The following is a 14,896-nucleotide window of genomic DNA, read 5'->3' as shown; positions in this document are numbered from 1 at the left end:
CCACGACTTTAACGAACGAAGCGAATGCCTAGTGAGTGCAGTCGTGGGAGTGTCAATCTCTACTGGTGTATTTGAGCAAGGACTGGCTTTCGGGTAGAGACAGCTTGCTCTATAATATCGGCTGCTCGATTCAACCCTCCTGCTTGCTTAATTGCCTCTTGCAGTCTAAGGGCATTTTTTTTGTAGGACTCTTGCGTTAAAACTCTTTTAATAGCCTTTTGTAGGCTTTGGGCACTCAATTTTTTGAGGGGAACGACTTCGCCCGTTCCAGTCCAAGCAATACGAGCAGCGATTCCAGGCTGTTCGTTAGTAATGGGTATGGCTACCAACGGTACTCCACTGCTCAATGATCCTATAGTAGTATTCATCCCCGCATGGGTAATGACTAAGCTAGCTCTTTCAATTAATTGCTGATGGGGGGCATAGGGAACTACGATAGGCGAACCGGGTAGGCTAGTCCCCGATTCTTGACTATTCGGGTTTCCCAGAGAGATGACTAGCTGGGCATCCAACCCGACACAAGCTTCGGCAATACTTTGAAATATTTCCCAATTGCGATTTTGTAAAGTTCCTAGAGAAGCATAAATCAGAGGTTTCCCTGTCAACTTTTCAAAAGGGAAAGAAATAGACGGAAAAGAGACAGGTTCTAAGCCAGATGGCTCCTGCAATGGACCGGTGTAATGAAAGCACGGGGCTAAATTCACTCGCGGGAAGTCATACTCTGCTGGTAGCTGGCAGATCTGAGCCAGTTGGGAGTAGAAATCCTCCTGGCTAGCGTATGGGGGTAACTGCCATTGACGGCGCTGTTGTACAACGCGATCGCGCAGAGGTTTCGTGAGACGATTAATCATAAAATTACCCACTTGATTGCGCCAATGCGCCCACCACGAATCGCTATACTGCCAATGGGTAAAGTAGGGAGGAACCCCAGCCTCGCGATTGACTAATAGAGCGTTACATACAGTAATAAAGGGAAGATTTAGGAAGTCTGCGATCGTTCCACCTGCGAGAGTAACCTGGTCTATTAATAAGGCTTCTACACCTAATGCTTTTATTGCTGAGGGCGCTTCGCCAAAAAGCATAGCCATTTCTTGCTTAAACCAACCCACCGTAAATTTCAGCCCTGCTAGCCCGCTCATTTCTCCCAACTGTTTATAGTTTTGCTCCAATATGCCGAGTGGAAATTCAGCTTCTCCAATTGTCCAGAAGTCCAATCCTGCTTTCATTACCTTAGATTGAACGTCGGGAATGCCGAAAAGGGTGACGCGATGACCGCGCCGCTGTAATTCTCGACCTAAAGCACACATTGGATTGAGATGACCGATCGCGGCAGGGCAAAGAATACCAAAATGAGTCATAAAATTTTTTACTGTAGCTACCCTCCTTAGTATCCGCGATCGCGTTGTGGAAGAGAAAACAGAAAGCTATTAGTATTGAAGACAAAACTTTCCAGTCCTGTGTCCTAGTTGTAGGTAATGCAATGGAGATGATACGATGCCCCATCAGCCCATCTGGTCGCTTCCTGTCGATGACGTTTATGAAACCCTAAACACGTCGCCGCAAGGACTATCCGAGGGCGAGGCTGGAGCAAGACTGCAACAACAGGGATTCAACGAACTGCCAGAACCGCCCCATCGCCCTCTCTGGCTGCGTTTTGCCGACCAATTAACTCACTTCATGGCGTTGCTGCTGTGGGTAGCAGGTATCCTCGCTTTTATTTCTCGCACCCCCGAACTGGGTTGGGCGATTTGGGCGGTTATTTGGATTAACGCTATCTTTAGCTTTTGGCAAGAATACCAAGCAGAACGGGCGCTAGCAGCCCTGAAAAAAGTTTTGCCCGTGCAGGTGAAAGTGTATCGGGATGGTATTCTCAAAGTCATTCCCGCGCGAGAACTGGTAGTAGGAGACGTAGTCCAGTTAGAAGAAGGCGATCGCATTTCTGCCGATGCTCGTCTCGTTCAAGCTGAGGGTTTTTATGTCGATGTTTCCGTCCTGACGGGAGAATCCCTCCCCGTTGCCCGCCATGCCAGACCCGTGCAACCCAGGCGCGTCGTTCCCGTTCGCGATGGCAAAACCTTGCTCTATCCCGGCGAAACCCAGCTTCAGGAAAAAATCCAACCCGCCGAGGTTCCTAATCTAGTGTTTGCCGGATCTACCGTTGCCGCAGGTCGGGGAACGGCTGTAGTCTATGCAACGGGGACTCGCACGGAATTCGGGCACGTAGCGCATCTGACCGCGATGGTGAAGCGAGAGACTAGCACGCTAGAGATTCAGGTAGCGCGAATTGTACGGGTTGTAACCGCGATCGCGGTTAGTATGGGAGTTACCGTCTTCCTCCTCAGCTATTTGCTGATCGGCATGGAAGTCGAGGAAAGTTTTATCTTTGCCATTGGGATCATTGTCGCCAACGTGCCAGAGGGACTCTTGCCGACTGTCACCCTTTCCTTGGCGATGGGCGTTCAGCGCATGGCGCGGCGCAATGCCTTAGTCCGTCGCTTGTCTGCCGTTGAAACCCTCAGCGCTACTAATGTTATTTGCACCGACAAAACAGGGACGCTGACCAAAAATGAGATGACCGTTCGGGCTTTATGGGTTCCCTCCTACGCTAAACCAGAAAGTTCGACTTCTTATATCGACGTAACTGGAGTTGGCTATGACCCCACGACTGGAGAAGTCCGCATTCCTGAAAACGCAGAAGCCCCTTGGCAAGTCCATCTGCTTTTAGCGGGATCTGCCCTTTGTTCTAACGCTCGCCTGATCCATCTGACGCATCCGAGTCGCTGGCAGGAAATCGGCGATCCAACTGAGGCGGCATTGCTAGTAGCGGCTCTCAAAGCCGGTTTGCGACCGGAAGAGTTGCAGCGCCAGTCGCCCCGACTGCGGGAAGTCCCTTTTGATTCGCGGCGGCGGATGATGACGGTGGTGTTGGACTGGCATTTATCGGCAATCTGGGCTAACGAGTTTCCCTACCTCAGTTTTACCAAAGGCGCTCCTTTAGAAGTGTTGCGGCACTGTCATTTTATTCTGCGCGACGGACAACTTAAAGAACTGACTCAGGCAGATCGAGACGAGGTAACATCTGCTAACGACGACCTCGCCCGTCAAGGGTTTCGCGTTCTGGGCTTGGCGGCGCGTAAGGGCGGAAAGGAATTGCTAGAGCAACGATCCCAGCAACTAGAGCAAGATCTGATCTTTATCGGACTGGCGGCGATGTTCGATCCGCCGCGACCGGAAGTGGCAGATGCGATCGCGCTTTGTCACCAAGCAGGCATCGCCGTCACCATGGTCACGGGAGATTATAGCTTAACCGCAGAAGCGATCGCCCGTCGTATTGGCTTAGTCAGAAAAAAAGCTAGAGTCCTGACGGGAGAAGACATGGGACACCTCTCCGATGCCCAACTGCGTCAGATCTTACATCGCCCCTGGGATCTGGTTTTTGCCCGCATGAGTCCAGAACACAAGTTGCGCCTTGTCCAGGCTTATAAGGATTCGGGTCATATCGTGGCAGTGACCGGAGATGGCGTAAATGACGCGCCAGCACTGCGGGCAGGTCATATTGGCATCGCGATGGGCATGAGCGGTACGGATGTGGCGCGGGAAGCTGCCGATATTGTCTTGCTAGACGATAATTTTGCCACCATCGTCAGCGCGATCGAACAGGGACGGACAGTTTATCAGAACATCCGCAAATTCATGACCTATATCCTCGCTTCCAACGTGCCGGAGATTGTTCCATTTTTGGCAATGGTAGCCGTGAAGATTCCGCCTGCCCTGACGATTTTACAGATCCTAGCCGTAGACTTAGGCACTGACATGGTACCAGCTCTTGCTTTAGGTGCCGACCCGCCGGAAGTCGGCATCATGCAACAGCCGCCCCGTCCCAAACAAAAACCACTTCTGAACTTCCCACTCTTGGCACGGGCTTACGGTTTTTTGGGCATTATCGAAGGAGCTGCTGCTATGTTAGGATTTTTTATCGTTTGGTGGAGTCACGGCTATTCTCTTGCCGATCTCCAGCAAGTCACGCCCGCCATTTTGGCTCGTACTGCCGCTCCCGATCTTAGTGCTGTTTACAGACAATCCACAACCGTTACTCTTGCTGTCATTGTCGCCTGTCAGGTGGGCAATCTTTTCGCCTGTCGTTCCGAAGTGACCTCTGCATTCAAGCTGGACTGGTTTAACAATCGTTTGCTCTGGCTGGGCATTGTTGTTGAATGGAGTTTAATGTTTGCCATCATTTATTTTTCTCCTCTGAGGGCAATTTTTAATACTGCGCCTCTAGATCTCTGGCAGTGGCTCATGTTACTGATTTTTCCGCCAGCGCTGCTGGTAGCCGAAGAAATCCGCAAGTTAGTAGGAGCGAAAGTTCGAGGTAGCTAATAGAAACTAAGGCGTGTCTGCAAGCTCAGTTGATAACTATAAAAGTCTTGCTGCGATCGCGAGAAGAAAACTTTTTCTTAACAATCGTTTTTACTGCTATACTCAGCTCAAGTTAATCTTAGGCGAGCGCGAAGAAGAAAGAAATTTAAAATTAGCCCAGAGAATCAATATGAAAAGCGATCGCAAAATAATAACCAATAATCGATTCTCGCTCATAGGGGAAATCCCCTTGGCTATTCTTTCTTTCTTCTTTTACAAAGCCATGAAATTTATTGTTGGCAACCTCTATACGTTCTATCTTACTCTCGATCGGAAAAAAACTTCTCAATGGCGAGTTCTATCGGCAGAAAATTTAAAATCTCCTCTAAGTTTGCCTGTATTAATGACTAAAGGACCTCGTTGGAATACCCATGCTATTATTGGAACGCTTGGACCTTTTTCGGTTAAAGAAACAATTGCAATCGATACAGAATCAGCAAAGAATTCTGCTGGTTCTTGGATCGCTGTTATCTATAGTTTTCCTGGCTATCAAACTATAGCTAGTTTAGAATCCGATCGCCTGACATCTCAAAATAAATGGGAAACTTTAAAACTAAAACCAGGAAAATACAGCATAGGATTAAGATATTATCAGTGGCGCGATCGCGTTAATTTACCTGCCGTTACTATCGATGGAGTAGAATTCGTCAGTTCTTGTCCAGTTCCTTCAGATATTAATAATTTTTACTCTGATTTAATTAAACGCAAAAATTGGTTTTACTCAGCACTTCATTACTATATTTTTACCATTTTGAGACTGCGAAAATACCTACCAGAATCTTTTGTAAGAAATGAATATTTACCCGTAGGTGCGCCCGATACTCAGTTTGTTTATGGTCATTTAATGCGAGGACAATCGCTACAAATTGAGAGCGGCTCTTCGCTCGTTAAGAATTATAATATTTACTTGACTTTGTACGATCGTTCCAGCCTTCCTTTATTTTGGAGCAAAATAGAAAGCGAGAAGTTTCTAACTCAGCCAATTGAAAATAATGGCTTTTATTTAATTCGCCTTCGTTCCAAACCAAATTTAGAAGATAACTCGGTAATTAGTTTGCCGTTCGAATCGCAGTTAAATGAGGAAGAAAATGCAGTTCAACGCTTACAAATTTTCCTACCTTACTAGAGGAAAAAATAAGGAAAATAAGTCTCTTACTCTCAACAACTTTATTGAAATCTGCTACCAAAACTTTCGCTGTAAAAAACTTGGTCGATAGGAAATCGTCCGCCGTATTTTTTTTCAGGTTCAGCTGCATATCCCATCGGTAATAAACAGCATACATCTACCTCATCAGGAATCTTAAATGCTTCTTTAACCTGTGCGGTAACAAATCCTTCCATCGGACAACTATCAACCCCAAATCCTTTGGCTGCAATCATTAAGTGAGCGACTGCGAGCATAGTATGGCGATTTGTCCAAGCTTCTAGAGATTCAAAAGAAGGTTTATTTTCAAATAACTGCGGAATAGCAGAGCGCATATACTCAGCAAAAGTGTCGGTCATAGCACCCACTTCATTGCCTAATTGCACGATCGCTTCAATATATTCTGGTCGATTGACGCGGCGATCGCCACAACAAATTAATACGATTGGTGCTTCCGTTATCTGACGCTGATCGAAGGCACAAGCTCTCAGTTTTTCCTTGTTCGCCTGCTCCCTTAAAACAATAAAACGCCAAGGCTGGAGGTTGTAACCGGAAGGCGCTCTCAAACCCAGACGAAAAATTTCCCTTAAAATCTCTTCAGGAATGGGATCGGGACGAAAAGAACGAGCCGCGCGACGTTCTTGGATAGCCTTTTTGAGGCTCATCGTCGGTTGTAGTTCGGTAGTCATTATTTTTCCGATCTCTAACTTGCTAAATGGGCAGTGGAAGTTTTAATCTTTTATTCCTTGACGATCTTACTAGACTTTCAAGCTTCCTGCCCCAGCGTTGACAATTTATTGCCCTCTTCCAAACAGTAGTGATAGGAGTAAAGCTTTTATATCGTTCAAAGGGCTTTGTTTTCTAGCAACTGATAAAAAGTAGTAATCTAATAAATTGTTACTCAAGCAAATTTGTCCTCAATAGCGATAAAAATTTAGATCTTTGTCCGAGCCTCTTTTTTGGGTTGAATCGCTTTCGTCTCTCTGGTTTCCCCTGAGTCTGGTCATCCTCTACCTGGGATTGATCCTTGTTTTGGCTGAAGGGTTAAATCGTTTAACCAACACCAATGGAGAACTGACTCGAAAAGTCGTTCACATCGGTGCAGGTCACGTTATTTTATTTGCCTGGTGGCTGAATATTCCTGCTTGGATAGGAATAGGAGCTTCGGCGATCGCGTGTTGCATTGCTTTGCTTTCCTACGCAGTTCCCATTCTTCCCAGTATCAACAGCGTCGGACGAAAAAGTTTGGGAACCTTCTTCTATGCTATTAGTATTGGCATATTAATTGGCTGGTTTTGGACGCTCAACCAACCTCAATACGCAGCCATAGGAATTTTGGTCATGGCATGGGGCGATGGGTTGGCAGGTATTATCGGTCAGAATTTCGGCAAACATACTTATCAAGTCTTCGGAATGACTAAAAGTTGGGAAGGTTCGCTGACCATGACAGGGGCAAGCTTTCTTGTCACCAGTTTGATTCTTCTTGCCGTTGACGGCAATATCTGGCAAACTTGGTTAACATCCTTAGCGGTAGCAGTTGTGGCTACTGGTCTAGAGTCTTTTTCCAAGCTAGGGGTTGATAATTTCACCGTTCCCATTGGAAGTGCAGCTTTAGCCTTTTCTCTAAGTCAGTTTTTGTCGTAGCGTTGTCAGGAAAAAATTCGGTGTTTGCGATCGCCTTCAAACAAGAACAGTATCTCACCTACATTCTCTCCGACCAAAAGACTCTCTCTCGTTTAGAAATCGTCCCCGAACGCGGCGGCATAATAACTCGCTGGCAAATTCAAGGTCAGAATATTCTCTATCTAGATGTAGAACGCTTTGCCAACCCTCAGTTAAGCATACGGGGCGGCATTCCGATTTTGTTTCCCATCTGCGGCAATCTACCCGACAACATTTACACTTACAAGGGAAAGCAATATACGCTCAAACAACATGGCTTCGCTCGCGATCTTCCCTGGGAAGTTGCCAAACAGTCAACCGACAATAACAGTGCCAGTCTGACTCTACTTTTAAAAAGTAACGAGCAAACTCGCGCCGTTTATCCCTTTGATTTTCAACTCGCATTTACCTACCAACTTCAAGAAAATCGTCTGAGAATCGAGCAGTATTTTACGAATAGATCGGATGAAGTAATGCCTTTTTCTACAGGGTTGCATCCCTATTTCTATGCAGGCGATAAAACTCAACTGACATTTGATATTCCTGCTTCCCAATACCAAGACCAACGAAGTCAAGAAATTTATCCGTTTGCGGGAACTTTTGACTTCAACCAGGACGAAATTGATGTTGCCTTTAAGTCATTAACTCATCATTCTACTTCCCTAACCGACAATCAACGCCGTCTAAAAATCGCGATTAATTACTCCGATCTCTATTCGACCTTGGTATTTTGGACTGTCAAGGGGAAAAATTACGTTTGTCTCGAACCTTGGAGTGCTCCTCGCAATGCCCTGAATACGGGCGAACAACTCAATTACCTAGAACCAGGAAGTACCTACCAAGCCGATGTTGAAATAGCGGTAAGTTATTTCTAATCTTGTTACTTGTGTTGGGCATGAGTATGTGCTACGATAAACAACCGTGCGTGAAAATTAACGAGGGTCGCTAGCTCAGCGGTAGAGCACTCGGCTTTTAACCGATTGGTCTTGGGTTCGAATCCCAGGCGACCCATGTCAAATCGTCTGTATAAGGTTATTAATTAGGGCTAAAAATTTTTGACTCCTCAAAGCAACTGATTAATCAACTTTAGTGATATAATTCCCACCTATAGCTAGGGGTGTCTGATTTCTGATGCGATCGGGCTGAGAAAGTCCCTTAGAACCTGAGACTGGGTAATACCAGCGTAGGGAAGCTGTTTATTGAGGGAAAAAATATGAGAGCAGAATGGGTAGCCAAGCGACGCGGACAGAGCAATGTATCGCAGATGCACTATGCTCGTCAAGGAATCGTGACTGAAGAAATGCACTACGTCGCCAAGCGAGAAAACTTGCCCGTAGAATTAATTCGCGACGAAGTAGCGCGGGGACGCATGATTATCCCTGCCAATATCAATCACGTTAACTTAGAACCGATGTGTATTGGCATTGCCTCTAAATGTAAGGTCAATGCCAACATTGGTGCCTCTCCCAACTCTTCAGATATCGATCGGGAAATAGAAAAGTTAAATCTGGCGGTCAAATATGGCGCCGATACCGTCATGGATCTATCCACCGGAGGCGGGGATTTAGATTCCATTCGCACGGCAATTATCAATGCCTCTCCGGTTCCCATTGGCACGGTACCCATTTACCAAGCATTGGAAAGCGTCCACGGCAGGATTGAAAATCTAACCCCCGATGACTTCCTTCATATCATCGAAAAACACGCCCAACAAGGGGTCGATTACATGACTATCCATGCCGGGATTCTCATCGAATATCTGCCACTGGTGAGAAATCGTATTACGGGTATCGTCTCTCGCGGCGGCGGCATCATAGCCAAGTGGATGCTCCACCATCACAAGCAAAATCCCCTCTACACTCACTTCAACGATATCATCGAAATCTTTAAGAAATACGACGTATCTTTCAGTTTAGGGGATTCACTGCGTCCCGGTTGCATCCATGATGCTTCCGATGAAGCGCAACTATCAGAACTCAAAACTCTCGGGCAACTCACCCGCCGCGCCTGGGAACACGACGTACAGGTGATGGTAGAAGGTCCCGGTCACGTACCGATGGATCAAATTGAATTTAATGTCAAAAAGCAAATGGAAGAGTGCAGCGAAGCGCCTTTCTACGTGCTAGGTCCCTTGGTGACGGATATTGCCCCAGGATACGACCATATTACCTCTGCCATCGGCGCTGCCTTGGCAGGTTGGTACGGTACGGCGATGCTGTGCTACGTAACTCCCAAAGAACACCTGGGACTTCCCAATGCAGAAGACGTTCGCAATGGCTTAATTGCCTACAAGATTGCGGCGCATGCGGCAGATATCGCCCGCCATCGTCCGGGCGCACGCGATCGCGATGACGAGTTGTCTGCGGCTCGTTATAATTTCGATTGGAATCGTCAGTTTGAATTATCCCTCGATCCCGATCGCGCCAGAGAATACCACGACGAAACCCTGCCAGCGGATATTTACAAGACGGCAGAATTCTGCTCGATGTGCGGTCCTAAGTTCTGTCCGATGCAGACGAAGGTTGATGCTGACGCGCTGACTGAGTTAGAAAAATTCTTGGCAAGAGAACAGCAAACTCAGACAGTTTAAAAAGAGCCAGAACTGAGATAGAAGTAGTGGCGGGTATATTGCCTGCCCTATTATTTTTATGGCCGCGTCATATCAAATCCGGGTGAATGACCACAATAATAAGTAGTGCGTTCATCGTAGCGTGTCCGTTAGGATATACGTCCCGAAAAGCGACTCCTGTTGGTCACACTACATATTATGACTAATTAAACGGATTTGATATCAAAAGAATGGAACGAGGAAGGTTGCTTGCGCGACTCAGTTGTTACATTTAGTTGCGCTTATCTCCCCGGGAAGAACAACTCATTCAATCGCGAACGATAATGAAAATGTCAACCTTAAAAATAAAGGAGTAGGGCAATGAACACCTTGGAGTTTTTAGCCCAACTTAATACCGCTACCAAAGAATGGGGATTATGGGTTAATCGAGAAAATCCCAACGAGCATCACGAAGGACATTACTCTTTTGAGAGCGATCGCATGCCAAGAAGTTTCGTCCATGTCGGAACTTTAGAAGAGTTAGCGCACCAGCGCCAAAAATATATTTTGAACAATGCCTCCTCCGACAAAAGCGAGGAGGTTTTAGGTAAAGAATGGGCAGAAAGTTTTCTGGCTCAATGTCAAGCCCAGTGGTTTGCAAAAATTTGAGCCGAGATGTCAAGAAATCCTACAATTAAGTCTTTAGATCGAAAAACAGGACAAAAACGTCCCTTTCCCTACACTCCTAGATGAAACCACTCAGCCCGCGCTCTCCGTTTACATGGTCACTACAAAGAGAGGGCGGGCTTCTTTTTCGCCCTGGTAGACTGACAAATCTTTGTCCCCTCATCCCTAAATCCCTTCTCGCGCAAGGGGAGAAGGGACTTTAGTCCAAAGTCTTAAGTAGAATTTTGAATGGCGAACGGGAGAGAATTGGTAGAAAGTCTCGACCAATTTTGCTCGAAATGTTTAATATGAAGAAAACATAGGAAACACGGAAACGTCGGTTCAGTATCTAATCTACCTCATGAGAAAAAGAGCATTCTGGGCAACTCTGTTATTTAGCTTTTCTCTGTTTCTTTTTTCAATTGGTTGGACGCAAAGCGCAGCAGCTTTTACAGAAGAACAGAAGTTAGTGCTACAGTCGTGGCGGCTGGTTAATCAGGCATATATAGATGAAACGTTTAACCATCAAAATTGGTGGTTGGTTCGGCAACAGTATTTGAAAAAACCGCTTGCCGACCGCCAAGAAACCTACACGGCAATCGAGCAAATGTTGGCGACTTTAGACGAACCATTTACTCGCTTACTCAGACCAGAACAATATCACAATCTACAAGTCAGTACGGCAGGAGAATTATCTGGCATCGGGTTGCAAATCAATATCAACCCCGAAACGGGATACTTAGAAGTAGTAGCTCCCCTAGCAGGATCTCCCGCTGAAGCGGCAGGAATTGCCCCGCGCGATCGCATTCTCAAAATCGATGGGGTAGATACCTCAACCCTCACGCTAGATGAAGCAGCCGCCAGAATGCGAGGGGCTAGCGGTACCAAGGTTTCTTTGACCATTCAACCTAACGACGAAAGCAACGGCAAGATTCGACAACTAGACATCATTCGCGATCGCATTTCTCTGAGTCCAGTCTTTGCCACCCTCGACGATCGCATTCCCAATTATCCCATCGGTTATATTCGTTTGGCACAATTTAGCGCCAATGCCGCTCAAGAAGTCGCTCATTCGGTCAAAAATTTAGAAAAGCAAGGCGCTCAAGCTTATATCCTCGATTTGCGCAATAATCCCGGCGGATTACTACAAGCAGGAATTGAGATCGCCCGTTTGTGGATAGATGAAGGCGCGATCGTCTACACGGTCAACCGACAAGGAATGTTAGATAGTTTTACGGCATCTGGTGCAGCGCTCACTAAGGCTCCTTTAGCCGTTTTAGTCAATCAGGGAACTGCCAGCGCTAGCGAAATTTTAGCAGGAGCTTTGCAAGATAACGGCAGGGCAACGCTAGTGGGAGAAAAAACCTTTGGCAAGGGATTGATTCAGTCGTTGTTTGAGTTGCCCGATGGTGCTGGACTGGCGATTACGGTTGCCAAATACGAAACTCCCACTCACAAAGACATCCACAAACAAGGAATTGTTCCCGATCGCGTCGTTTCTCAAGATCCGATAACCTATCAACAAATAGGCACAGAAACCGACAAACAGTATCAAGCGGCAGTAGAAGTATTGACCAATAAAACTGTCTTGGCAAAAGCTAATTAGTGCGTGGAGAGGTGAAAATCGTGTTTAATTTTTCTGGGAAAAGACCGACCAATCTCGGCGTAAAAGACGGAAAACTCGCTCCTTGTCCCGGTTCTCCCAATTGCGTCAACACTCAGAGTCAAGATCCCAAATCCAAAATCGCTCCTCTGCCACCAGTTGCGATCGCCGATCTCAGAAAAGTCATTGAAAGTATGGAGAGAACCACAATTATCGAACAAACCGATAATTATCTCTATGCCGAATTTAAAAGCAAGCTCATGGGTTTTGTCGATGACGTAGAATTTTATTTCGATCCGAATGAAAATGTCATTCACGTGCGATCGGCTTCTCGTCTGGGACAATCCGATCTAGGAGTCAATCGCAAGCGAGTCGAGGAGATTAGAGCAAAATTACAAGCCAAGTAATACCAATTCGCAATTCACAATTCACAATTAAGAATGCCTGGACTCGATCCCAGATAAAGAAGATCGCTCCAACGCCTTAAGCTTTTCCCACCAACGATTGAGAGGATAATAGAGAACTGGTGCCCAGAGGCTGGTGAGAATAGCTGAAGAAAGCGAAATGCGCTGATAATCTAACCAAATTTCTTCTGGAGTGCGAATGTGATGGAGAATATGCTGAAGTGCGATCGCCGCCTCAGCAACAATCGACATTGCAAAAACAACGAGCGCGACCGAAATCAAATCTTCTTTAAGATATCGCTGCTTTTGCAGTTTTGCCGTCAAAAACCCTACCAAAACGAGAGACAAAACATGAGAAGGACCGGAGGCAGGAGCAGAAGTCATGCCATCTTGAATCATGCCCAAAGCAAGTCCTGCTAATATGCCCTGAAAAACAGATCGTTTGAGACTCCAACTCACCGTCCAGATTAATAGCCAACTGGGGGCAATTCCCAATAACTCCATCCCAGGCAGACGAACGAAAGTCAAACACGCACAAACAAGCGCCGACGCACAAATTATAAATCCATTGAGAAGTTGGCGCTGCTGGGAAGACCATTTTGATAGCTTCATCACCTTGGTTCCAAATCGCTTTTGAAGGGATGGACGAGCGCCCATTCCAAACTATCGATCGGGGCTGTTATGATTATCGTAGCCTCCGGAGCGGGTCCTTTTTGCAGATTGACCGATTGGACGCGACCGATAGGTAAACCTGCGGGAAATAATTGGCTGACGGCGGAGGTACTCACCGTGTCGCCGGGGCGAATATCGGGGACTTTTTCAAAAAACTCCATAACAGCAATTTGAGAGCCGCGTCCTTTGATTAAACCCATCGAACGACTGCGAGTGACAATCGCGCCAACGCGACTGTTGGGATCGCTAATCAAAAGAACTCGACTGCTATGGGGGGTCACCTCGATGACTCGACCGACTAATCCCCCAATTCCGGTGACTGCGAAACCCTTTTCAATGCCATCTCGACTGCCTCGACCTAAAATCGCTTGCTGCCACCAGTCGTCTGCGCTGCGTCCGATAATAGGCGCTGCGATCGCAGATCGTTTATTTTTTTCAAAATCGCCTAAAAGTTTTTTAAATTGCTGATTTTGCTGTTCTAATTCGCTAATTCTCAGTTCTAACTCTATAATACGAGCATCCGTAAGTTTTTTTTCCACCAGAGAAGCTGATTCGGATCGAAACGGACGAACGATCCAGGAGTAGATTTCTTGGATAGCCCTTCCTTGAGTTTGGCGCAGCAACCAAGCAACTCCAATGACCGAGAAAATTAAAAGTATTTGTACTCCGAGTCGAGTCCACTTTACTCGCCGCACCGCAAACATAACGATAATTTTTTGCCTTTCTCCTATTGCCTTACTTATGCCATCCGAGCGCTTTCGTTGAGGATTCGCTCCAAAATTTTAGGATTCTTGAGGACTTCACCCGTGCCTTTAACCACGCATCTGAGCGGATCTTCGGCGACGTGAGTAACGATGCCCGTTTCGTGACTGATGAGCATATCGAGTCCTTTCATCAAAGCACCTCCTCCAGCTAGCATAATTCCGCGATCGATAATATCTGCTGCCAGTTCGGGAGGCGTCCGCTCCAGCGTGCGCTTGACGGCATCGACAATCGTTGACAGAGGCTCTGCCATGCTTTCTCGAACCTCTCCTCCTTTAATAGTAATGGTTCGGGGCAATCCAGACATAAGATGTAAGCCTCGAACTTCTTGAACTGGTTCTTCATTATGAATGGGGTAAGCAGAACCCAGTTTGATTTTAATGTCTTCTGCTGTCCGTTCGCCAATAATCAAGTTGTGGACTTTTCTCATGTACTGCACGATTGCCTCGGTTAGTTCGTCGCCTGCAACCCGAACTGATTCGCTGAGCACTCTTCCCTGTAAGCTTAATACAGCGACCTCAGTCGTTCCGCCGCCGATGTCAATAATCATGTTACCCGTTGCCTCTGTCACGGGAAGTCCCGCTCCTAGAGCAGCTGCTACTGGTTCGTCAATCAAGCCGACTTCTTTGGCTCCCGCACGAGTTGCCGCTTCTATAACGGCTCGGCGTTCGACTCCAGTAATTCCGCTAGGAATTCCTATCACCATGCGAGGATTGCCGAGAGGATTTCCTTCATGGGCGCGACGGATAAATTCCGATAGCATAATTTCAGCGCTGTAGAAGTCAGCGATAACTCCATCGCGCAAGGGACGCAGCGCGATAATATTACCTGGAGTTCGCCCCAGCATTTTCCTGGCTTCTTCGCCGACAGCTATGGGGGTTTTATCTCGATCGATCGCAACGACGGATGGCTCTTCTAAAACGATGCCTTTACCAGATATATAAATTAGGGTATTGGCAGTCCCCAAATCTATGCCCATGTCTCGCGACAGGGAAAAACGTTTAAAAAAATTCACA

13 protein-coding genes, 1 tRNA gene and 1 riboswitch are annotated in these 14,896 nt (G+C 46.7%); of the genes, 9 read left to right on the top strand and 5 right to left on the bottom strand.

Features of this window, described 5'->3' with window-relative positions; all coding sequences use genetic code 11:
- Window positions 1-59: 59 nt before the first annotated feature.
- On the bottom strand, window positions 60-1,358 hold the full coding sequence (locus NIES593_RS17295) for a glycosyltransferase (protein ID WP_073600758.1): 1,299 nt from the start codon (window positions 1,356-1,358) through the stop codon (window positions 60-62).
- Window positions 1,359-1,494: 136 nt separating this feature from the next.
- Here NIES593_RS17295 and NIES593_RS17290 point away from each other — a divergent pair, with 136 nt between their 5' ends.
- Window positions 1,495-4,380 carry a cation-translocating P-type ATPase gene (locus tag NIES593_RS17290; RefSeq protein WP_073600757.1) on the top strand — a complete coding sequence of 962 codons (2,886 nt, stop codon included), beginning with the start codon at window positions 1,495-1,497 and terminating at the stop codon, window positions 4,378-4,380.
- A gap of 13 nt (window positions 4,381-4,393) precedes the next feature.
- Window positions 4,394-5,545: a DUF6208 family protein gene (locus tag NIES593_RS17285; RefSeq protein WP_245817591.1), complete on the top strand. Its 1,152-nt coding sequence runs from the start codon at window positions 4,394-4,396 to the stop codon at window positions 5,543-5,545.
- Window positions 5,546-5,586: 41 nt separating this feature from the next.
- Here NIES593_RS17285 and NIES593_RS17280 read toward each other — a convergent pair whose 3' ends face one another.
- Window positions 5,587-6,252 carry a nitroreductase family protein gene (locus NIES593_RS17280; RefSeq protein WP_073600756.1) on the bottom strand — a complete coding sequence of 222 codons (666 nt, stop codon included), beginning with the start codon at window positions 6,250-6,252 and terminating at the stop codon, window positions 5,587-5,589.
- A 253-nt stretch (window positions 6,253-6,505) separates the two neighbouring features.
- On the opposite strand from NIES593_RS17280, the gene NIES593_RS17275 reads away from it, so the two are divergent.
- From NIES593_RS17275 to NIES593_RS17245, 7 genes are all read left to right on the top strand, one after another.
- Window positions 6,506-7,207: a diacylglycerol/polyprenol kinase family protein gene (locus NIES593_RS17275; protein ID WP_073600755.1), complete on the top strand. Its 702-nt coding sequence runs from the start codon at window positions 6,506-6,508 to the stop codon at window positions 7,205-7,207.
- Window positions 7,208-7,227: 20 nt separating this feature from the next.
- On the top strand, window positions 7,228-8,100 hold the full coding sequence (locus NIES593_RS17270) for an aldose epimerase family protein (protein WP_073600754.1): 873 nt from the start codon (window positions 7,228-7,230) through the stop codon (window positions 8,098-8,100).
- Window positions 8,101-8,164: 64 nt separating this feature from the next.
- A tRNA-Lys gene (locus NIES593_RS17265) sits at window positions 8,165-8,236 on the top strand.
- A gap of 92 nt (window positions 8,237-8,328) precedes the next feature.
- Window positions 8,329-8,432, top strand: a riboswitch (TPP riboswitch).
- Between the two features lie 6 nt (window positions 8,433-8,438).
- Window positions 8,439-9,815 (top strand): phosphomethylpyrimidine synthase, encoded by a 1,377-nt coding sequence (gene thiC, locus NIES593_RS17260; RefSeq protein ID WP_073600766.1) that lies wholly within the window; start codon window positions 8,439-8,441, stop codon window positions 9,813-9,815.
- Window positions 9,816-10,154: 339 nt separating this feature from the next.
- On the top strand, window positions 10,155-10,442 hold the full coding sequence (locus NIES593_RS17255; protein WP_015144826.1) for a hypothetical protein: 288 nt from the start codon (window positions 10,155-10,157) through the stop codon (window positions 10,440-10,442).
- A 358-nt stretch (window positions 10,443-10,800) separates the two neighbouring features.
- Window positions 10,801-12,045, top strand: coding sequence for a carboxyl-terminal processing protease CtpA (gene ctpA / locus NIES593_RS17250; protein WP_073600753.1), 1,245 nt, complete (start codon window positions 10,801-10,803; stop codon window positions 12,043-12,045).
- Window positions 12,046-12,065: 20 nt separating this feature from the next.
- Window positions 12,066-12,449, top strand: a complete 384-nt coding sequence (locus NIES593_RS17245; RefSeq protein ID WP_073600765.1) for a DUF1499 domain-containing protein — start codon at window positions 12,066-12,068, stop codon at window positions 12,447-12,449.
- A 27-nt stretch (window positions 12,450-12,476) separates the two neighbouring features.
- Here the strand turns inward: NIES593_RS17245 and mreD are convergent, their stop codons facing one another.
- The 3 genes from mreD to NIES593_RS17230 are packed head-to-tail and all read right to left on the bottom strand — an operon-like array spanning window position 12,477 to window position 14,859.
- On the bottom strand, window positions 12,477-13,058 hold the full coding sequence (gene mreD, locus NIES593_RS17240; RefSeq protein ID WP_073600752.1) for a rod shape-determining protein MreD: 582 nt from the start codon (window positions 13,056-13,058) through the stop codon (window positions 12,477-12,479).
- The gene (mreC, locus tag NIES593_RS17235; RefSeq protein WP_073600751.1) at window positions 13,058-13,822 is read right to left on the bottom strand and encodes a rod shape-determining protein MreC; all 765 of its coding nucleotides are present in this window, start codon (window positions 13,820-13,822) and stop codon (window positions 13,058-13,060) included. The genes mreD and mreC overlap by 1 nt, the downstream gene beginning before the upstream one ends.
- A gap of 35 nt (window positions 13,823-13,857) precedes the next feature.
- Entirely contained in the window at window positions 13,858-14,859 is a 1,002-nt protein-coding gene (locus tag NIES593_RS17230) for a rod shape-determining protein (RefSeq protein WP_175561169.1), read from the bottom strand.
- Window positions 14,860-14,896 lie beyond the last annotated feature (37 nt).

It is taken from the genome of Hydrococcus rivularis NIES-593 (genome assembly GCF_001904635.1).
Taxonomy (GTDB): domain Bacteria; phylum Cyanobacteriota; class Cyanobacteriia; order Cyanobacteriales; family Microcystaceae; genus Hydrococcus; species Hydrococcus rivularis.
This window is presented reverse-complemented; position numbering and strand designations above follow the sequence as displayed.